This window comes from Allobosea sp. NPDC055594, assembly GCF_053618995.1.
This window is the reverse complement of sequence record NZ_JBSHIO010000002.1, coordinates 147,156-163,730: the sequence shown is the minus strand read 5'-3', so window position 1 is coordinate 163,730 and position 16,575 is coordinate 147,156. Positions and strand designations below refer to the sequence as shown.

The 16,575-nt window shown below is 67.1% G+C and carries 17 protein-coding genes and 1 pseudogene; 9 read left to right on the top strand and 9 right to left on the bottom strand.

Going from position 1 to position 16,575, the window contains the following annotated elements; genetic code table 11:
• Nucleotides 1-2 precede the first annotated feature (2 nt).
• On the top strand, nucleotides 3-788 hold the full coding sequence (locus tag ACWGRX_RS04780; RefSeq protein WP_452116614.1) for a tRNA1(Val) (adenine(37)-N6)-methyltransferase: 786 nt from the start codon (nucleotides 3-5) through the stop codon (nucleotides 786-788).
• Here ACWGRX_RS04780 and ACWGRX_RS04775 read toward each other — a convergent pair whose 3' ends face one another.
• On the bottom strand, nucleotides 789-1,067 hold the full coding sequence (locus ACWGRX_RS04775) for a hypothetical protein (protein ID WP_452116613.1): 279 nt from the start codon (nucleotides 1,065-1,067) through the stop codon (nucleotides 789-791). It abuts the gene before it with no gap.
• A gap of 133 nt (nucleotides 1,068-1,200) precedes the next feature.
• A complete protein-coding gene (locus ACWGRX_RS04770) occupies nucleotides 1,201-1,494 on the bottom strand; it encodes a hypothetical protein (RefSeq protein ID WP_291638299.1) in 294 nt (97 codons plus the stop codon).
• 232 nt (nucleotides 1,495-1,726) lie between these two features.
• On the opposite strand from ACWGRX_RS04770, the gene ACWGRX_RS04765 reads away from it, so the two are divergent.
• The 8 genes and pseudogenes from ACWGRX_RS04765 (at nucleotide 1,727) to ACWGRX_RS04730 (ending at nucleotide 9,833) form a co-directional block, all read left to right on the top strand.
• Nucleotides 1,727-2,635 (top strand): glycine--tRNA ligase subunit alpha, encoded by a 909-nt coding sequence (locus ACWGRX_RS04765; protein ID WP_452116949.1) that lies wholly within the window; start codon nucleotides 1,727-1,729, stop codon nucleotides 2,633-2,635.
• A pseudogene (gene glyS / locus ACWGRX_RS04760) lies at nucleotides 2,635-4,794 on the top strand (glycine--tRNA ligase subunit beta); the annotation flags it as partial. The gene ACWGRX_RS04765 and the pseudogene glyS, both read left to right, overlap by 1 nt.
• Before the next feature lie 386 nt (nucleotides 4,795-5,180).
• Nucleotides 5,181-5,342 (top strand): Thivi_2564 family membrane protein, encoded by a 162-nt coding sequence (locus tag ACWGRX_RS04755; RefSeq protein WP_184231595.1) that lies wholly within the window; start codon nucleotides 5,181-5,183, stop codon nucleotides 5,340-5,342.
• A 243-nt stretch (nucleotides 5,343-5,585) separates the two neighbouring features.
• Nucleotides 5,586-6,848: a GTP cyclohydrolase II gene (locus tag ACWGRX_RS04750; RefSeq protein ID WP_452116612.1), complete on the top strand. Its 1,263-nt coding sequence runs from the start codon at nucleotides 5,586-5,588 to the stop codon at nucleotides 6,846-6,848.
• A 5-nt stretch (nucleotides 6,849-6,853) separates the two neighbouring features.
• Nucleotides 6,854-8,071 carry a URC4/urg3 family protein gene (locus tag ACWGRX_RS04745; RefSeq protein ID WP_452116611.1) on the top strand — a complete coding sequence of 406 codons (1,218 nt, stop codon included), beginning with the start codon at nucleotides 6,854-6,856 and terminating at the stop codon, nucleotides 8,069-8,071.
• Between the two features lie 180 nt (nucleotides 8,072-8,251).
• Complete coding sequence (gene upp, locus ACWGRX_RS04740) at nucleotides 8,252-8,893, top strand: uracil phosphoribosyltransferase (protein ID WP_291645026.1); 642 nt, start codon at nucleotides 8,252-8,254, stop codon at nucleotides 8,891-8,893.
• Nucleotides 8,894-8,958: 65 nt separating this feature from the next.
• Nucleotides 8,959-9,387 (top strand): type II RES/Xre toxin-antitoxin system antitoxin, encoded by a 429-nt coding sequence (parS, locus tag ACWGRX_RS04735; protein ID WP_452116610.1) that lies wholly within the window; start codon nucleotides 8,959-8,961, stop codon nucleotides 9,385-9,387.
• On the top strand, nucleotides 9,387-9,833 hold the full coding sequence (locus ACWGRX_RS04730) for an RES family NAD+ phosphorylase (RefSeq protein ID WP_452116609.1): 447 nt from the start codon (nucleotides 9,387-9,389) through the stop codon (nucleotides 9,831-9,833). The genes parS and ACWGRX_RS04730 overlap by 1 nt, the downstream gene beginning before the upstream one ends.
• Nucleotides 9,834-9,946: 113 nt before the next feature.
• On the opposite strand, the gene ACWGRX_RS04725 is transcribed toward ACWGRX_RS04730, so the two are convergent.
• The 7 genes from ACWGRX_RS04725 to ACWGRX_RS04695 all read right to left on the bottom strand — a co-directional run bounded on the left by ACWGRX_RS04725 (nucleotide 9,947) and on the right by ACWGRX_RS04695 (nucleotide 16,438).
• Nucleotides 9,947-10,366, bottom strand: a complete 420-nt coding sequence (locus ACWGRX_RS04725) for a DUF1236 domain-containing protein (RefSeq protein ID WP_452116608.1) — start codon at nucleotides 10,364-10,366, stop codon at nucleotides 9,947-9,949.
• A 123-nt stretch (nucleotides 10,367-10,489) separates the two neighbouring features.
• On the bottom strand, nucleotides 10,490-11,017 hold the full coding sequence (locus ACWGRX_RS04720) for an ureidoglycolate lyase (protein WP_452116607.1): 528 nt from the start codon (nucleotides 11,015-11,017) through the stop codon (nucleotides 10,490-10,492).
• A gap of 203 nt (nucleotides 11,018-11,220) precedes the next feature.
• Nucleotides 11,221-12,189, bottom strand: coding sequence for a tripartite tricarboxylate transporter substrate-binding protein (locus ACWGRX_RS04715; RefSeq protein ID WP_291640682.1), 969 nt, complete (start codon nucleotides 12,187-12,189; stop codon nucleotides 11,221-11,223).
• 64 nt (nucleotides 12,190-12,253) lie between these two features.
• Nucleotides 12,254-13,756: a tripartite tricarboxylate transporter permease gene (locus ACWGRX_RS04710; RefSeq protein WP_452116606.1), complete on the bottom strand. Its 1,503-nt coding sequence runs from the start codon at nucleotides 13,754-13,756 to the stop codon at nucleotides 12,254-12,256.
• 4 nt (nucleotides 13,757-13,760) lie between these two features.
• A complete protein-coding gene (locus ACWGRX_RS04705) occupies nucleotides 13,761-14,279 on the bottom strand; it encodes a tripartite tricarboxylate transporter TctB family protein (protein ID WP_291640686.1) in 519 nt (172 codons plus the stop codon).
• On the bottom strand, nucleotides 14,279-15,268 hold the full coding sequence (locus ACWGRX_RS04700) for a LysR family transcriptional regulator (RefSeq protein WP_452116605.1): 990 nt from the start codon (nucleotides 15,266-15,268) through the stop codon (nucleotides 14,279-14,281). Before ACWGRX_RS04700 ends, ACWGRX_RS04705 begins: the two co-directional genes overlap by 1 nt.
• Nucleotides 15,269-15,496: 228 nt before the next feature.
• Nucleotides 15,497-16,438: a DMT family transporter gene (locus tag ACWGRX_RS04695; protein WP_452116604.1), complete on the bottom strand. Its 942-nt coding sequence runs from the start codon at nucleotides 16,436-16,438 to the stop codon at nucleotides 15,497-15,499.
• Nucleotides 16,439-16,575 lie beyond the last annotated feature (137 nt).

Below are 16,575 nucleotides of genomic sequence, written 5' to 3'. Positions count from 1 at the left end.
CCATGACCGGTGAGAGCATGACCTGTGAGATCCTGCCGGGCCTCGGCGCGATCGGCGAAGATCGCCTGCTGGGCGGTCAGCTTCGCCTGCTGCAACCGAAAAAGGGGCACCGCGCGGGTTCGGATGCGATTCTGCTGGCAGCCGCGCTGCCGGCGCTGGCGGAAGGGCCGCTTGTCGATTTTGGTGCGGGGGTCGGTACGGCCGGCCTCGCCGCCGCGACATGCCAGCCTGAACTCTCGGTCGTGCTGGTCGAGCGCGATCCGGAGCTCGCGGCGCTTGCGGCGCGCAATGCCGGCCTGAACGGTCTCGATCAGCGCGTCCGGGTTGTCCTCGCGGCGATCGGCGAGCGCGGGGACGACGCCTTGCTGGCAGGGCTGCCGGACGGATCGGCCGCCTGGGTCGCGATGAATCCGCCGTTCTTCGAAGCGGGTGCGACCCGGGCCTCACCGGTGCCGAACCGGCGCGCCGCCCATGTCGCCGACACGCCGCTGACCCTCTGGCTGAAGGCGGCAAGGCGGGCTCTACGACCGCGAGGCGGGGTGACGATCATCCACCGTGCCGAAGCGCTGGGCGAGATCCTCGCCGCGCTGGCCACGGGGTTCGGCGAGGTCGCGATTCGGCCGGTGCAGGCGCTGGCCGAGCGCCCGGCGATCCGCGTCATCGTCTCGGCCCGGCTCGGCAGCAGAAAGCCGGCAGTCTTGCTGCCGGCTTTGATTCTGAATGGGCCCGATGGCCGTTTCACCCCGCAGAGTGAGGCGGTCCATCGCGGCGAGGCCTATCTCGCCTGATCAGCGGCAGATGCGCCGCTCGCGCACGACCCAGCCCCAGCCATCCCAATAGCGGACCGGGCGGTAGAAGCAGCGCGGCTCGTAATAGGGGCGGCCATAGCCGTAGCCGGGACGGCCATAGCCGTAAGAGGGCCGGTCATAGCCGCCACCCCAGCGTGGCCCCGCATAGTAGCCGTCGCTGAAGGGCTGGGCCATGGCGGGGGTCGGCATGGTCGAGGCGAGGGCGGCGACGCCGAGGGCAGCCGCAGCCGAAACGCCGAGAAGCAGTTTGCGCAGCACGTTCTGGTCCTCCTTCGCGATGTCGATGGCGTCTGCCGGAGCAATCGCGTGTTGCTGTGGGAGGCAATCTGCGGCCTGCCGGCTGAACGGCGGCGGAGCGAGCCGTTCAGCCGGCCTTCATTTTCCGGACGGGTTATCGGCAGACGCGCACCGGCCGGATCACCCAGCGATAGCCGTTCCAGACGCGCCGATCAGTATAGAAGCAGCGCGGCCGATAGACCGGGCGGCCATAATAGCCCGGCCTCGGGCGGTAATGCGGCCGGCCGTAATGCCAGACCTGCTGGAGCAACCCGCCATCGGCGCTGGCGCTGGCGGCGGGCGCACTACCTGCGCCGACCGGCGCTGCCGAGGCGGGAGCGGCGATCAGCGCCGCGGAAAGGAGGGCGCCGGCGCCGAGCATGGCGGCGGCAAGACGGTTGGACAGCATCGCAAATCTCCTGCTGCTGGACGCTGGTCCGGCTCAAGCGTTCGCCCCGAACGCCGCGGACCGCGATGGCTCGCATATTAGGTACGCCTTAATGAACGCAGACCTTTCGTCGAGGTTCAGCTGCGGTTCATGCGTCCGCGCTTGACCTGCCGCGCCGCCAGACCCTAAGCACACCGCCTGTTTCCTGAAATTTCGAAGGCTTGAGCCCTTGGCCGCGTCGCCCTCCGCTTCGATGAATCCGACCCGCTCCTTCCAGGGGCTGCTGCTGACCTTGCAGCGCTTCTGGGCCGAACGCGGCTGCGTCATCCTCCAGCCCTACGACATGGAAGTCGGGGCGGGCACCTTCCATCCGGCGACGACCTTGCGCGCGCTGGGTCCCAAGCCGTGGAACGCGGCCTATGTCCAGCCTTCGCGCCGCCCGAAGGACGGGCGCTATGGCGAGAACCCCAACCGGCTGCAGCATTACTACCAGTTCCAGGTCATCCTGAAGCCGTCGCCGCCGGATCTGCAGCAGCTCTATCTCGACTCGCTCAAGGCGATCGGTGTCGACCTTGCCCTGCACGATGTCCGCTTCGTCGAGGACGACTGGGAAAGCCCGACGCTCGGCGCCTGGGGGCTCGGCTGGGAGTGCTGGTGCGACGGCATGGAAGTCAGCCAGTTCACCTATTTCCAGCAGGTCGCCGGCGTCGAATGCGCGCCGGTTGCGGGCGAACTGACTTACGGCCTCGAGCGCTTGGCGATGTATGTCCAGGGCGTCGAGAACGTCTACGACCTCAACTTCAACGGCCTCGAGGGCGAGGATCGCGTCAGCTATGGCGACGTCTTCCTGCAGGCCGAGCAGGAGTTCTCGCGGCATAATTTCGAGCATGCCAACACCGAGATGCTCTTCCGCCACTTCGCTGACGCGGAGGCCGAGTGCAAGGCGCTGCTCGCTGCCGGCGAGGCCGATGGCGGCGCCAGGCACCAGCTTGCTCTGCCCGCCTATGACCAGTGCATCAAGGCGAGCCATGTCTTCAACCTGCTCGATGCGCGCGGCGTGATCTCGGTCACCGAGCGCCAGAGCTATATCCTGCGCGTGCGCGAGCTCGCCAAGGCCTGCGGCGCCGCCTGGCTGAAGACCGCCGGCGGGGGAGCGAACTGATGCCTGATCTCCTGCTCGAACTCTTTTCGGAAGAGATCCCCGCCCGCATGCAGCGCAAGGCGGCGGAGGATCTGAAGAAGCTCGTCACCGATGCGCTGGTCGAGCGCGGCCTGGTCTATGAGGGCGCGAAAGCCTTCGCCACGCCGCGCCGGCTGGCGCTCACCGTCGCTGGCCTCCCCGTGCGCGGGCGCGATGTCCGCGAGGAGCGCAAGGGGCCGCGCGTCGGCGCGCCGGACGCCGCGGTGCAGGGCTTCCTCAAGGCGGCCGGTCTCGCCTCGCTCGATCAGGCGACCATCGTCAGTGACCCCAAGAAGGGCGACTCTTACGTCGCCATCATCGAGAAGCCGGGCCAGGAGACGATTGCGGCCATCGCCGAGATCGTGCCGGCGGTGATCCGTGCCTTCCCCTGGCCGAAGTCGATGCGCTGGGGCAAGGCCTCCGCCGCCGGCGCCAGCCTGCGCTGGGTGCGTCCACTGCACTCGATCCTCTGCACCTTCGGCGCCGAGACCGAGGATCCGGAAGTCGTCGCCTTCGAGGTCGACGGCATCAGCTCCGGCAACACCACCTATGGCCACCGCTTCCACGCGCTGGGCCCGATCACGGTCCGCCGCTTCGACGACTATGTCGCGAGCCTGGAGCGGGCGAAGGTCGTGCTCGACGCCGATCGTCGCAAGGAGATCATCGCCACCGACGCCAGGAACCTCGCCTTTGCGGCCGGGCTCGAGCTGGTCGAGGATGAGGGGCTGCTGGAGGAGGTCGCCGGGCTGGTCGAATGGCCGGTCGTGCTGATGGGCTCCTTCGAGGAGCGCTTCCTCGACATTCCCGGCGAGGCGATCCGGGCCACCATCCGCGCCAACCAGAAATGCTTCGTGCTGCGCGATCCCGCGACCGGCGAGCTGGCGAACCGCTTCATCCCGGTCTCGAACCTCGTCGCCAGCGATGGCGGCCTGGCGATCACCGCCGGCAATGGCCGCGTCGTGCGCGCCCGCCTCTCGGACGCCGCCTATTTCTGGGCAACCGATCGCGGCCCGCTGCCCGATCTCGACACGCTGAAGGAGAGCGCCGAGACGCTCGGGCTCGATTTGTCGAAGCCGCTCGACCAGCGCATGGCCAAGCTCGACAAGCTCGGCGTCGTCTTCCACGCCAAGCTCGGCACGCAAGGGCAGCGCGTCCGGCGCATCGCCGCGCTGGCGAAGGAGTTGGCACCGATCGTCGGCGCCGATCCGGTTCTGGCCGAGCGCGCCGCGAAGCTCGCCAAGGCTGACCTGCCGACCGAGATGGTCGGCGAGTTCCCGGAATTGCAGGGGCTGATGGGCCGCAAATATGCGGAACTGCAGGGCGAGAATCCCTCGGTCGCGGCTGCCATCGAGGAGCATTACAAGCCGCTCGGCCCCTCCGACCGCGTCCCGGCCGATCCGGTTTCGGTCGCGGTGGCGCTCGCCGACAAGCTCGACACCCTCGTCGGCTTCTGGGCGATCGACGAGAAGCCGACCGGCAGCAAGGACCCCTATGCGCTGCGAAGGGCGGCTTTGGGTATCAGCCGGATTTGTGACGAGCACAATCTCAATAGGCTCCAGCTGGAGCAATTGCTGATTTCATTGTTCGATCGCTGGTGGCCGGACGTCGATGCGCCTGTGGCTGCTTATGATCTGATCGGCTTTGTCATCGATCGTATCAAAGTCATGCTACGCGACAGAGGCATCGCCCACGATATTGTGGATGCTATCGCAAGCCAGGGAATTCGTCGTGGGACGATGATGCCTGGAATGGCGAACGTCCGAGTAATCTCGATTATCGTGAGAACAGCGGAGGCGCTCGGTCGCTTCCTCGAAACGGAGGACGGCAAGAGCCTGCTCGCCGGCTACAAGCGCGCCGCCAACATCCTCAAAGCCGAGGAGAAGAAGGATGGCGAAGGCGCTTTCGCTGCTGCCGCCGATCTCCAGCTGATCGCCGCTGCCGGGCTGATCGAGGAGAAGGCGCTCGCCGTCGCGCTGGCGCAGGCGACGCCGAAGGCCGAAGCCGCCATCGCAGCCGAGGATTATGAGGGCGCCATGGCGGCGCTCGCCGAGCTGCGCCCGGCGGTCGATGCCTTCTTCGACAAGGTCACGGTCAACGATCCCGATCCCGCCCTGCGTGCCAACCGCCTCAAGCTGCTGAACCAGCTCCGCGAGGCGACACGCGCCGTGGCCGATTTCGGGCGGATCGCGGGCTGAAGTATGCGGGGAACCGCGACAGAAACCCCTCTCCCGGATGGGAGAGGGGCAGGGGTGAGGGGCCGCCGTTTATCGTTAGAACGAGGCGACGCCGCCGCGGCTTCTGCGGCTAGGGCAGGCCCTCATCCGGCGCTCCGCGCCACCTTCTCCCGTCCGGGAGAAGGAGTCCCCGCGCTCTTTATCGGGTGACCGCGTCAACCCCCCAGCCAGCTCCCCTTCCGGAACTTTTTCCCAGGGCTCCACGTTCTGTTGCTCGAGTGCTATGCTTGCGAATGCCTCGCAGTCAGGGCCTCGGGGGGCCGGCTTTCGGCCGCGATAAGAGGATTTGAGCCATGGGTCTTTTGATTTCGCTTTTCATCACGATTCTGGTCATCGGCCTGGTGCTTTATCTCGTGCGGATGCTGCCGCTCGACGGCAATATCAAGAACATCCTCCAGATCATCGTCATCATCATCGGCATCATCTCGCTGCTGCGCTATCTCGCCGTCTTCTAGTAAGGGGCCGTCGTCACTCCCGCCTTCGCGGTGGGTGTCCACGACCAAGCGTCGAACAGACAGCAACGTGGCGCGGCGTGGATGGCCGAAGAATGCCCGCCGTGACGGCGAGCGGCGCAGGAGTCTGCCGGAACCCGCCGATTGACGGTTGCATCGCGCTGATCCACTCTTTCGAATGGTCCAAAAGGGCCCCGGGCGCTGCGCGTCACGGGGCCCTTGTCCATTCGAGAAGCGAAGCTGCCGATGACGTCGCAGAACCGCACGAGCCATATCCGACTGACCTCCCATCCCGAGCCCGGCGGTGCCGCGGCCCGTTTCCCGATCCATTGGGGCGCGGCGACGCCACAGGAGCGCGGCCCGGTCATCGCCTCGACCACCAACCCCGCCGACCGCAATGTCATCGGCGCCCATGGCGGCTCCTATTCGGTCTATCGGGCGCTCGCGATCTCGGCCCGCGCCATGAACCCGGCGCAGCGGCCGGACCTTACCAACACCCACCCGACCGCCGAGATCCTGCCGCAGCCGCAATGGTTCGAGCCCGGGAAAATCGTCTCGCTCGACCCGTTCGGCCATCGCGTCGCCCAGGATTTCGGCCAGTGGATCGGCGAGGGCGTCGACATCCGCCCGACCATCGCCGTCACCAAGGCGAGGCTCAACCTGCCGGAAATCCTCGCCGCCATGGCCGGGCACCGGCTCGCCGCCGACGGCCATATCCTGCACGGCTCCGGCGACATCAGCGTCACCAAGATCGCGGTCGACCCGGTCTGGCATCTGCCGGGCATCGCCGAGCGCTTCGGCACCAGCGAGAACCTGCTGCGCCGCACCCTGTTCGAGCAGACCGGTGGCATGTATCCGGAATTGGTGACGCGGCCCGACCTCAAGGTCTTCCTGCCGCCGATCGGCTCGATCACCGCCTATGTCATCGGCGAGGTCGCGGCGATCGCCGATCCTGGGCGCAAGCTCGCCTGCCGCGTCCATGACGAGTGCAACGGCTCCGATGTCTTCGGCTCCGACATCTGCACCTGCCGGCCTTATCTCGTGCATGGCATCGAGGAGGCGGTGAAGGAGGCGCAGGGCGGCGGCGTCGGCCTGATCGTCTACAACCGCAAGGAGGGCAGGGCGCTCGGCGAGGTCACCAAGTTTCTCGTCTACAACGCTCGCAAGCGCCAGGAGGGCGGCGATTCCGCCGCGACCTATTTCGAGCGCACCGAATGCGTCGCCGGCGTGCAGGATGCCCGCTTCCAGCAATTGATGCCGGATGTGCTGCACTGGCTCGGCGTCAGGAAGATCGACCGGCTGATGTCGATGTCGAACATGAAATACGACGCCATGGTCGAGAGCGGCATCGAGATCGGCGAGCGCGTCGCGATCCCGCCCGAGCTGATCCCTCCCGACGCCTCAGTCGAGATCGAGGCCAAGAAGGCGGCGGGCTATTATTCGCCGGACGGCGCGCCCGGCGACAACGCGCTGAAATCCACGGTCGGCCGCGACCTCGAGAAGTTCTGAGTGCCATGCCTGACTCCAATCCCGAAGCCGTCCGCCAGTTGCTGAAGCCAGCCGTCATCCGCGAGCGGGCGCAGGAGATGCTGCAGCTCGGCCTCGACGGGCGGCTCTCGCATTTCAGCGTGCACCCCGACCGGCTCGATGCCTGCACGGATTATGTCCTGGCGACGATCCGCCGGAACTATCCGACGCTCGACATTCCCTTCCATGCGCGCTGGCGGCATTTTGTCGTCGCCGGCGTCGACCGTTGGCGCAGCCTCGACGAGGCCGCCGGGTTCGCCGATGCCGGTGCGCGCGGCCGCGCCGCCTATGACCTCGCCATCGTCAGCGTGCTGCTCGATGCCGGCGCCGGCCCGGCCTGGCGCTATCGCGACGGGCTGACCGGCATGCTCATAGGCCGTTCGGAAGGGCTGGCACTGGCTTCGCTCGACATGTTCGCTGCCGGCTTGTTCTCCGGCGATCCCGCCGACCCGCTACGCGTCGACAGTGTCGTGCTGAAGCGGCTCGATGCGGCGAGTTTGGCCGAAGGTTTCCAGGCCGGCGAGGCCAATCCGCTGGTCAGCCTCGAAGGCCGCGCCGCCCTGCTCAACCGGCTCGGAGAGGAGCTCGAAAAGCATGGGCTCGACCGGCCCGGCGGTCTGTTCGACCGGCTGTTCGCGGCGGCCGAGGGTGGCACGCTCCGCGCCAGCTATATCCTGTCGCAGGTGCTGGAGGTGCTCGGCGGCATCTGGCCCTCGCGCCTGAGCTATGCCGGCATCCCGCTCGGCGACAGCTGGAAGCACCCGCTGATCGCGCAGGGCAGCGTCACCGCCGGCATCATGCCCTTCCACAAGCTTTCGCAATGGCTGAGCTATTCGCTGATCGAGCCGCTGCAGTGGGCCGGCATCGAGGTCGTCGACATCGACGAGCTCACGGGCCTGCCCGAATATCGCAATGGCGGCCTGTTCCTCGATCTCGGCGTGATCGCGCTGAAGCAGGAGGGGGATCGCTCCGGCGCCCATGCGGTCGGCTCCGAGATCGTGGTCGAATGGCGGGCGCTGACCGTCGCCCTGCTCGACCGGATCGGAGCGCTGGTGCGCGAGCGCCTTGGTCTGACCCGCGAGCAATTGCCGCTCGCCAAGGTGCTCGAAGGCGGTACCTGGTCGGCCGGGCGCCGCATCGCTGCCGAGAAACGCGAAGGCGGCGGGCCGCCCTTGACCATCGTCAGCGACGGCACGGTATTCTAAACCTCGATGAGGTAAAGGCTCGGAAATCTGCCGTCATCCCGGACGGCCGCAGGCCGCTCCGGGAGCCATCGAAGGGCGGAGAACTCTATGATGGATCCCGGCGCTCCGCTTCGCTGCGGCCGGCACGGCAGCTTTGCTTCAGGGAACCTATCCCATCGCCGCTACAAGGGGGCATAACGAATGACCACGCATTCCGACGGCGTTACCGTCGTCGACCATCCGCTGGTGCAGCACAAGCTGACGCTGATGCGCGAAAAGGAGCGCTCGACCAAGAGCTTTCGTCAGTTGCTGAACGAGATCGGCATGCTGCTCTGCTACGAGGTGACGCGCGACCTGCCGACCGAGATGATCGAGGTCGAGACGCCGCTGCAGAAGACGATGCAGCCGGTGATTTCCGGCAAGAAGTTGGTCTTCGCGCCGATCCTGCGCGCCGGCGTCGGCTTCCTCGACGGGATGCTCGAACTGGTGCCGGCCGCCCGCGTCGCCCATATCGGCCTCTACCGCGATCCCGAGACGCTGCAGGCGGTGGAATATTATTTCAAGGCGCCCTCCGACATCGCCGACCGCATGATCGTGGTGATGGACCCGATGCTGGCGACGGCCAACTCGGCCGTCGCCGCCGTCGACCGGCTGAAGGAGCGCGGCGCCCATGATCTGCGCTTCGTCTGCCTGCTCGCGGCGCCCGAGGGCATCGCCCGCATGCGCGACGCCCATCCCGATGTCCGGATCTGGACGGCGGCGATCGATGAGCGTCTCAACGATCACGGCTATATCGTTCCCGGCCTCGGCGATGCCGGCGACCGCATGTTCGGGACGCGCTGAGCGCCTGTCCTTGTCGTTCTGGCGATATGCCCCTATTTTGTAGGCATATTGCCAGGGAGACGGTGGTGACGACGATCCGTGCAGCGGACGTGGTGGGTGGCCCGGAGGTGATCGGTGCTCCGCTCGACAGTGCGAGCGCGATCATCGCGGCGGTCCGGCGCGGCTTTCCGGTGGCGGCGGTGGAACATGTCATCGCCAGCGGCCGCATGACGCTGGCCGAGATCGACGAGGTCGTGCTGCCGCGCAAGACGCTCAGCCACCGCCGCAAGATCGGCACCTTGACCAGCGAGCAGTCCGACCGGCTGGTCCGGGCCGCCCGGGTCATCGCAGAAGCGGAGGAGACCTTCGGCTCGCAGGAAAAGGCCGGCAGATGGCTGCGCCGGCCGACCGAGGCACTGGGCGGCGAAAAGCCGATCGCGCTGCTCGACACCAGCGCGGGCGCGGCCGAGGTCGAGACGCTGCTCGGCCGGATCGCGCACGGCATCGCCGCCTGATGCGGGTCTGGCGCGTCTGCCGCGCCGCCTTCGCCGATCTCGGCGGGGAGGGGGCAAGGCTCCATGGCGGGGGCTGGAATTCACCGGGGCGGCCGGTCGTCTACACCGCCGAGAACCCGGCCCTCGCCATACTGGAGGTCCGCGTCCGTCTCGATCTCGAGCCGGGCCTGATCCCCGACGATTACGTCCTGATCGAGATCGACCTCGCCGGGGTCGCTTGCGAGGAGGTGGCGGCCTTGCCGGAGGATCCGAAGCAGGTTGGCGACGCCTGGCTGGCGGAGGGCCGCACGCCGGTGCTGAAGGTTCCCTCTTTCGCCGCGCCGCGCAGCGCCAACTTTCTGATCAATCCTGCCCATGCCGGCCGGAGTTCCGTCGCGCTGATCGGGCAACAGAAGTTCAGCTTCGACCGTCGCCTCTGGCTGCCGCTGTCCGTCGCGATCTTGTAAGTGCGGCGCGCCTGTCATGCGAAAGGCCCGCCCATTTCTGGACGGGCCCCCGCTGCCGGCTTTCACTCAGGCCGCGATGGCGCGAGCTCAGCCGGAGCTCCGAAACCGGCCGCTTATTCGATGACCTGGACGATGCGGCGGGACTGCGGATCGACCAGGACCGTGCGATCGTTGACGACGGTGTAGCGGTAATTGGTCTCGCCGAACTCGCGCGGCACCTCATAGTAACGGACGCCCTCGCGCGGCAGCGTCGCGCCGACGACCACCGGCTCGGCATAAGTATAGGACGGGACGCGCTGCTCGACTACATAGGTCTTGAAGCGTGGGGTGTTGTCGCCGATGATCGCGCCGACCACGGCACCGCCGACGCCGCCGACGACGGCTCCAACCGGGCCGCCCACCACCGCGCCGCCGACGGCACCGGCCGTGGCCCCGCCCAGAGCGCCGCCCTGGGCGCCCTGTGGATTCTGCTGGGCGAAGGCCGCGGCCGGGGCGATGGCGAGGGCGGCAACGAGCGCAAGCTTCTTGATCATGTCCGTTCTCCTTCTGAGGGAAACCTCGGCAGCAAGAACGGCAAAAGCGAGCGCGGGGTTCCGCTAAGACGCGTTCACGAGCTGTGACGATTCGTGAACGCGCCTGAGGTTTTTCCCGTCTTGTCAGGAGCTTGTGTCGATCACGACGTCAATGCCCGCCGCCGCGAGATCATGGACCTGAGTCCGTTGCGGCGGCTTGCCGGCATTGGCGAAGAGCTCGTCGACGGTGGCCTCCTCGGAGAGGAACAGGAAATCGGCATAGGCCCCGACCTCCGGATAGGCGTCGATGGCGTGCCAGGTGCCGCGGTGGAACATCACGCCGGCGCGGTCGAGGCGGAAGGCGCGCAGCGCCTCGGGCGCAGGCGGCGTCTCGGAAGGCTCTGCGACCACGATGATCGCCGGGGGGCCGCCGAGCGGCAGGCGCGCCTCGGTGACGTGCAGATGGCGTTCGATCACGCCGACGATGAATGGCCGGGCATGATAGCGCACGATCTGCAGGCGTGGCCGGGTTTCGGCTGCGAAGGGCTGGAGCCAGATGTCGTAGCCGTCGCGGCCGGCATGGCGCGGGCCGTCCGGCCACAGCAACCGGCCATAGGGCGCGAAGGCCTCCGGCGTCAGCGGCGCGACGGGAATGCGGGTCGTCCGGTTCATCATGTCCCCTCCGGAAGCGCATGAGCCCCGCTAGATCGCCGCGCGTCCGTTCGGCGCGGTTATGGTGATCTATTTCATTGTTATCGCATCGGAATTTTCCAAAAAGTGGATTCCGCGTTTCTGTCCGATGCTATAGGGCCCGAAAGCAAACGGCGGACCTTGCGGCCCGCCGTGACGATGCTGTGCCGGTTCGGCGCCGGAGCTTATTTCGACGCGGCGGAGAGCACCGGCGCGAGCTTGTCGGCGTCGCGCTTGATCAGCGCGGCAAAGCCGGCGGGGGTGCGCTCTTCCTTGGTCGGGATCACCGTGCCGAGATCGAGCAGGCGCTTCTTGACGTTCTCGTCGTTCAGCGCCTTGTCGAGCGCGTCGACGAGCTTGTCGACGACCTCCTTCGGCGTGCCCTTCGGCGCGGCGAGGCCGTTCCAGGCCTCGATCTGGTACTCGGGCAGTCCGGCTTCCTTGGTGGTCGGGATGTTCGGCAGGGCCGGCGAGCGCTCGGCCGAGGCGATGGCATAGGCCTTGATCGTGCCGGCCTTGACCTGCTCGGAGACGCTGACGATCTGATCGCACATGAAGTCGATCTGGCCCGAGACCAGGTCGTTCAGTGCCGGGCCGGTGCCGCGATAGGCGACGGAGTTGAGCTTCGGCACGCCGAGCTGGCCCTTGAGCAGGGTGCAGGTCGTCCAGGAGACCGAGCCGACGCCGGCATGCGCTTCGTTGAGCTTGTCCGGGCTCGCCTTCACGAGCGCGACGAACTCCTTCAGGTCCTTCGGCGCGAGATCCTTCTTGGCGACGATCAGGATCGGCGTGCCGCCGGCGAGGCCGATCGCCTGCATGCCGTTGATCGGGTCGTATTTCAGCCCGGGATAGGTCGCAGGCGCTGCCGAGAAGGTACCGAGATGGCCCATGGCGATGGTGTAGCCGTCCGGTGCCGCGGTCAGCGCGCGGGTGATGCCGGTGGTGCCACCGGCCCCGGCCACGTTTTCGACCACGACCTGCTGGCCGAGCGTCTTCGACATGCTCTCGCCGACGATGCGGGCGATGATGTCGGTCGGGCCACCGGCCGCGAAAGGCACGATCATGGTGATCGGCCGCTCCGGATATTTGGTCTGCGCCTGGGCCGGGGCGGCGAGCGCCAGTGCGGCGACGACGCCGAGGGCGAGCTTCTTCATGCGTATTCCTCCCATTGAACGGTTGTCCAGAGATTTGCGGCGCAGGGCCGCCGAGGCAACCCCGTCATTCGGTGAAGACCTCGTCGCGCTTCTTCGCCATCGAGGGCAGCAGCGCGATGACCAGGATCACGACGGCCACCAGCAGCAGCCCGGCCGAGATCGGCCGCTCGATGAAGGTCATGAACGAGCCGCGCGAGATGATCAGCGCCTGGCGCAGCTTCTCTTCCATCAGCTTGCCGAGCACGAAGCCGAGCAGCATCGGCGCCGGCTCGAAACCGAGCTTGATCAAGAGGTAGCCGAACAGGCCGAACAGCGCGGTGAAGGCGACGTCGACCGGCTGGTTGTTCACCGAATAGATGCCGATCGAGCAGAAGATCAGGATCGCCGGGAACATCAGGCGATAGGGCACCTGCAGCAGCTTCACCCAGACGCCGACCAGCGGCAGGTTGATGATCAGCAGCATCAGATTGCCGATCCACATCGAGGCGATCATGCCCCAGAACAGCTCCGGGTTCTTGGTCATCACCTGCGGGCCGGGGATGATGCCGTGGATGGTCATCGCGCCGACCATCAGCGCCATCACCGCATTCGGCGGGATGCCGAGGGTGAGTAGCGGGATGAAGGCGGTCTGGGCGCCGGCGTTGTTGGCCGATTCCGGACCGGCGACGCCCTCGATCGCGCCCTTGCCGAAGCGCGAGGGATCCTTGGCGATCTTCTTCTCCAGCGTATAGCTGGCGAAGGGGCCGAGCACGGCGCCATTGCCGGGCAGGATGCCGAGTACGCCGCCGATGAAGGTGCCGCGCAGGCATGGCGCCGTCGATTGCTTGATGTCTTCCCAGCTCGGCAGAAGCCGGCCGATCTTGGCCTTGACGACGTCGCGCGCCTCGGGATTTTCGAGGTTGCGCAGCACTTCGGCGAAGCCGAACACGCCCATCGCCAGCACGGCGAAGTCGATGCCGTCGGCGAGCGGCGGGAAGCCGAAGGTCATGCGCTCCTGGCCGGTCTCGAGGTCGGTGCCGACGGTCGAGAGCAGCAGGCCGAGCATGATCATGCAGAAGGCCTTGAGGATCGAGCCGCGCGCCAGCACGACCGCGAAGCACAGGCCCATCACCATCAGCGAGAAATACTCTGCCGGGCCGAACAGCAAGGCGAGCTTGGTCAGCGGCGCGCCGAGCGCGGCAATGATCAGCGTCGCGAAGCAGCCGGCGACGAAGGAGCCGATCGCGGCCGTGCCGAGCGCCACGCCGGCCCGGCCCTGCTTGGCCATCTGGTGGCCGTCGAGCGTGGTGACGACGGCGGTCGCCTCGCCGGGGATGTTGACCAGGATGGCGGTGGTCGAGCCGCCATACTGCGCGCCGTAATAGATGCCGGCGAGCATGATCAGGGCGCCGACCGGATCGAGCCCGAAGGTGATAGGCAGGAGCATGGCGATGGTGGCGACCGGGCCGACGCCCGGCAGCACGCCGATCAGCGTGCCGACGAGGCAGCCGACGAAGGCGAGGGCGATGTTCTGCAGGCCGAGCGCGACCGAGAAGCCGAGCCCGAGATTGGCGATCATGTCATGCATCGTGTCAGATCCCGAAGAGCCAGGGCGCCAGCGGGATCGGCAGGCTCAGCGCATATTTGAATAGGAGGGCACAGGCGATCGTCATCGCGATCGCGAAAATCGTCAGTTCCTTGAGCTTGACGTCCTCGGCGGCGAGTCCGGAGACGAAGACCACGATCGGTCCGGAAACCAGCATGCCGAGCGCGGGAACCTTGAGCGGGCCGATCTCGAAGCCGCGGATCGTCAGGCCGAACAGGCAGGCGGCGCCGAGCACGAACAGCACGCCGCGCCAGGACCAGCCTGCCAGCTTCTCGCCCTTGTAACGCAGCGAGTTGATGCTCAGCAGCAGGCCGAGGGCGGCGCAGATCACCGCGAAGGATTTCGGCAGCATGCCCGGGCCGAGCTGGCGCAGCGTGCCGGTCGCCAGATCGCGTGAAAGGAACAGCGCGAGCCCGGCCAGGACGATCATGAACAATCCCGCCGCGAAATCCTGGGTCGAGCGGATACGCAATCCCTGCGCCGACTCGATCTTGTTCAAACTCATCAATAACCTCCGGCTTGGGTCGCGACGGCGCGCATCGCGGGCTTTCGGGCGTGCACCGGCACGGTGAAGGGTAGCGTGATACGCTCGTCGATCAGCGTGACGCTCTCTCGCAGGATGGCGAGAAAATCGTCGCGCGCGGACAGCTTCTGCTGCGGCCGCCAGGCGACGCCGACGAGCGCACCGGGCGGCGGCGGGTCGAGCAGCGCGCCGCGCAGGCGGCGCATGGTGACGCCGGGAAAGCTCAGCCGTGACACCCAGTCCGGCGCCAGCGACATGCCGAGCCCGGCGGCCACCGCTGACATCATCGCCGGCTTCTCGGTCGCCTCGATGATGACGTTGGGGACGGCGCCGACGCTCTCGAAATAGGCCATGACGAGGTCATAGGCGAAGGGCCGTATCCGCTTGGACGGCACCACGAAGGGCTCGCCGACCAGATCCTGCATCGTCAGGTCGTCACGCGCGGCGAGCGGGTGCGCTTCGTTCAGAACGACGATCGGGCGTTCGACCCGCAGCACCTCGAAGGCGCAGTCAGTCGGCTTGCGCGGCGGGCGCAGCAGCGCGAGGTCGAGTTTGCCGGCCTCCAGCATCTGCACCAGCGGCACCGTCATCGCCTCGACGAACTTGATCTCGATGCCGGGATGGCGGGCGCGGAACGTGACCAGCGCTTCCGGCACGAAGCTCGACGAGGCGGCATCGATCGCGCCGACGCGCAGGACCTTGCTCGAGGCCAGCGAGGCTTCGCGCACAGAGCGCGAGGCGCGCTCCATCCTGACCAGGATCGCCTTGGCTTCCTCGAGCATGATCAGGCCGGCGCGGGTGAGGGCGACCTGGCGCGTGGTCCGCGTCAGCAGGGTGACGCCGAGTCCGTCCTCAAGCGCGCTGATCTGGCGCGACAATGCCGGTGGCGCGAGACCGAGCCGCTCGGCCGCCCGGCCGAAATGCAACTCCTCCGCCACCGCGATGAAACATCGCAGTTGCCTCAGATCCATGGTCGTTGCCGCTCCCCGCTGACGTATCGCTTTTTGTGATATCGTTCAGCTAATTCCGTGATGCCCTTTAGCCTCAATCAGTCATGATGTAACCCTAGAGCAATTCATAATTTATTGGCAATAAAGCTCACTGCCACGCAGGCGGCATCCACAGCGTGAACATCGCCCCCCGGCCGGGTGATGCGGTTATGGCTTGCTCTTGGAAGGGCCGTGCTCGGCCGAGGCTGGTCAAGCGGTCGGGGCACCCGCTCGTCCGGCTCGCCACGAGGTGGCGAGGCGGCCGTCGATCAGCGCGAGCCCGAGGAAGATCGCGGCCATCCCGGCGAAATGGCGCGGCAAGAGCTCTTCGCCGAGCAGGCCGGAGCCGAGCAGGATGGCGCTGACCGGGATCAGGAAGGTCACGAGCATGACGTTGCTCGGCCCGGCGGTGCGCATGATCCGGAAGAAGATGACATAGGCGAGCGCGGTCGACACCAGCGCCAGGCCGGCCAGCGCCAGGACGACCTGCAGGGAGGGCAGCGGCAGGGTCCAGGGCGGGTTGGCGAGGAGGACGATCGGAAGCGTCATCAGCGTCGAGGCGCTGAGCTGGCCGGCGGCGGTGACCAGCGGCGGCAATTCGCGGAAGCGGCGGCCATACAGGCCCGAAAAGGCGTAGGAGACCGTCGCGGTGACACAGGCCAGTTGCGCGATGAGGTTGAGCCCGAGGCCACCGAGCGCGTCCGGGCCCATCAGGATGGCGACACCCGCAAGGCCTGCCAGCACGCCGGCGATTTTCGGTCCGGTCGCCCGTTCATTCCCGAAAATCTGCATCACGATCACGCTGAAGATCGGCGTCATCGCGTTCAGGATCGAGGCGAGGCCGCTGGCGATCTGCTGCTGCCCCCAGAGGAACAGGCTGAACGGGATCAGATTGTTGAGGATGCCCATGCCGAAGAAGGCGAGCCAGATCGGCCGGCCGACGGCCATGGAAAGCCCGGACAACCGCACGGCCAGTTGCAAAGCGAGCGCCGCCAGACCGACCCGGGTCAGCAGCACGGCGAGGGGCGGCCATTCGGCCAGGGCGAGCTTGTTGAAGAAGAAGGACCCGCCCCAGAGCACCGAGAGGATCGCAAGCAGGAGCCACTCGATCGGGCCCATGCGCAGGGAACTGGTGGAGGGCGGTGTTGTCATGGCGCAGTCTGTCTTCGCAGGGCGGGTCAGTCTGCGTCAGTAGGCAGTCGGGCTGGGCCCGGCCACCCGTATTCTGAAGAGTTTCAGGCGGTGTCGAGAGCTGCGCCTGGGAGCGGTCGAGCCTCCCCGTCATTCCG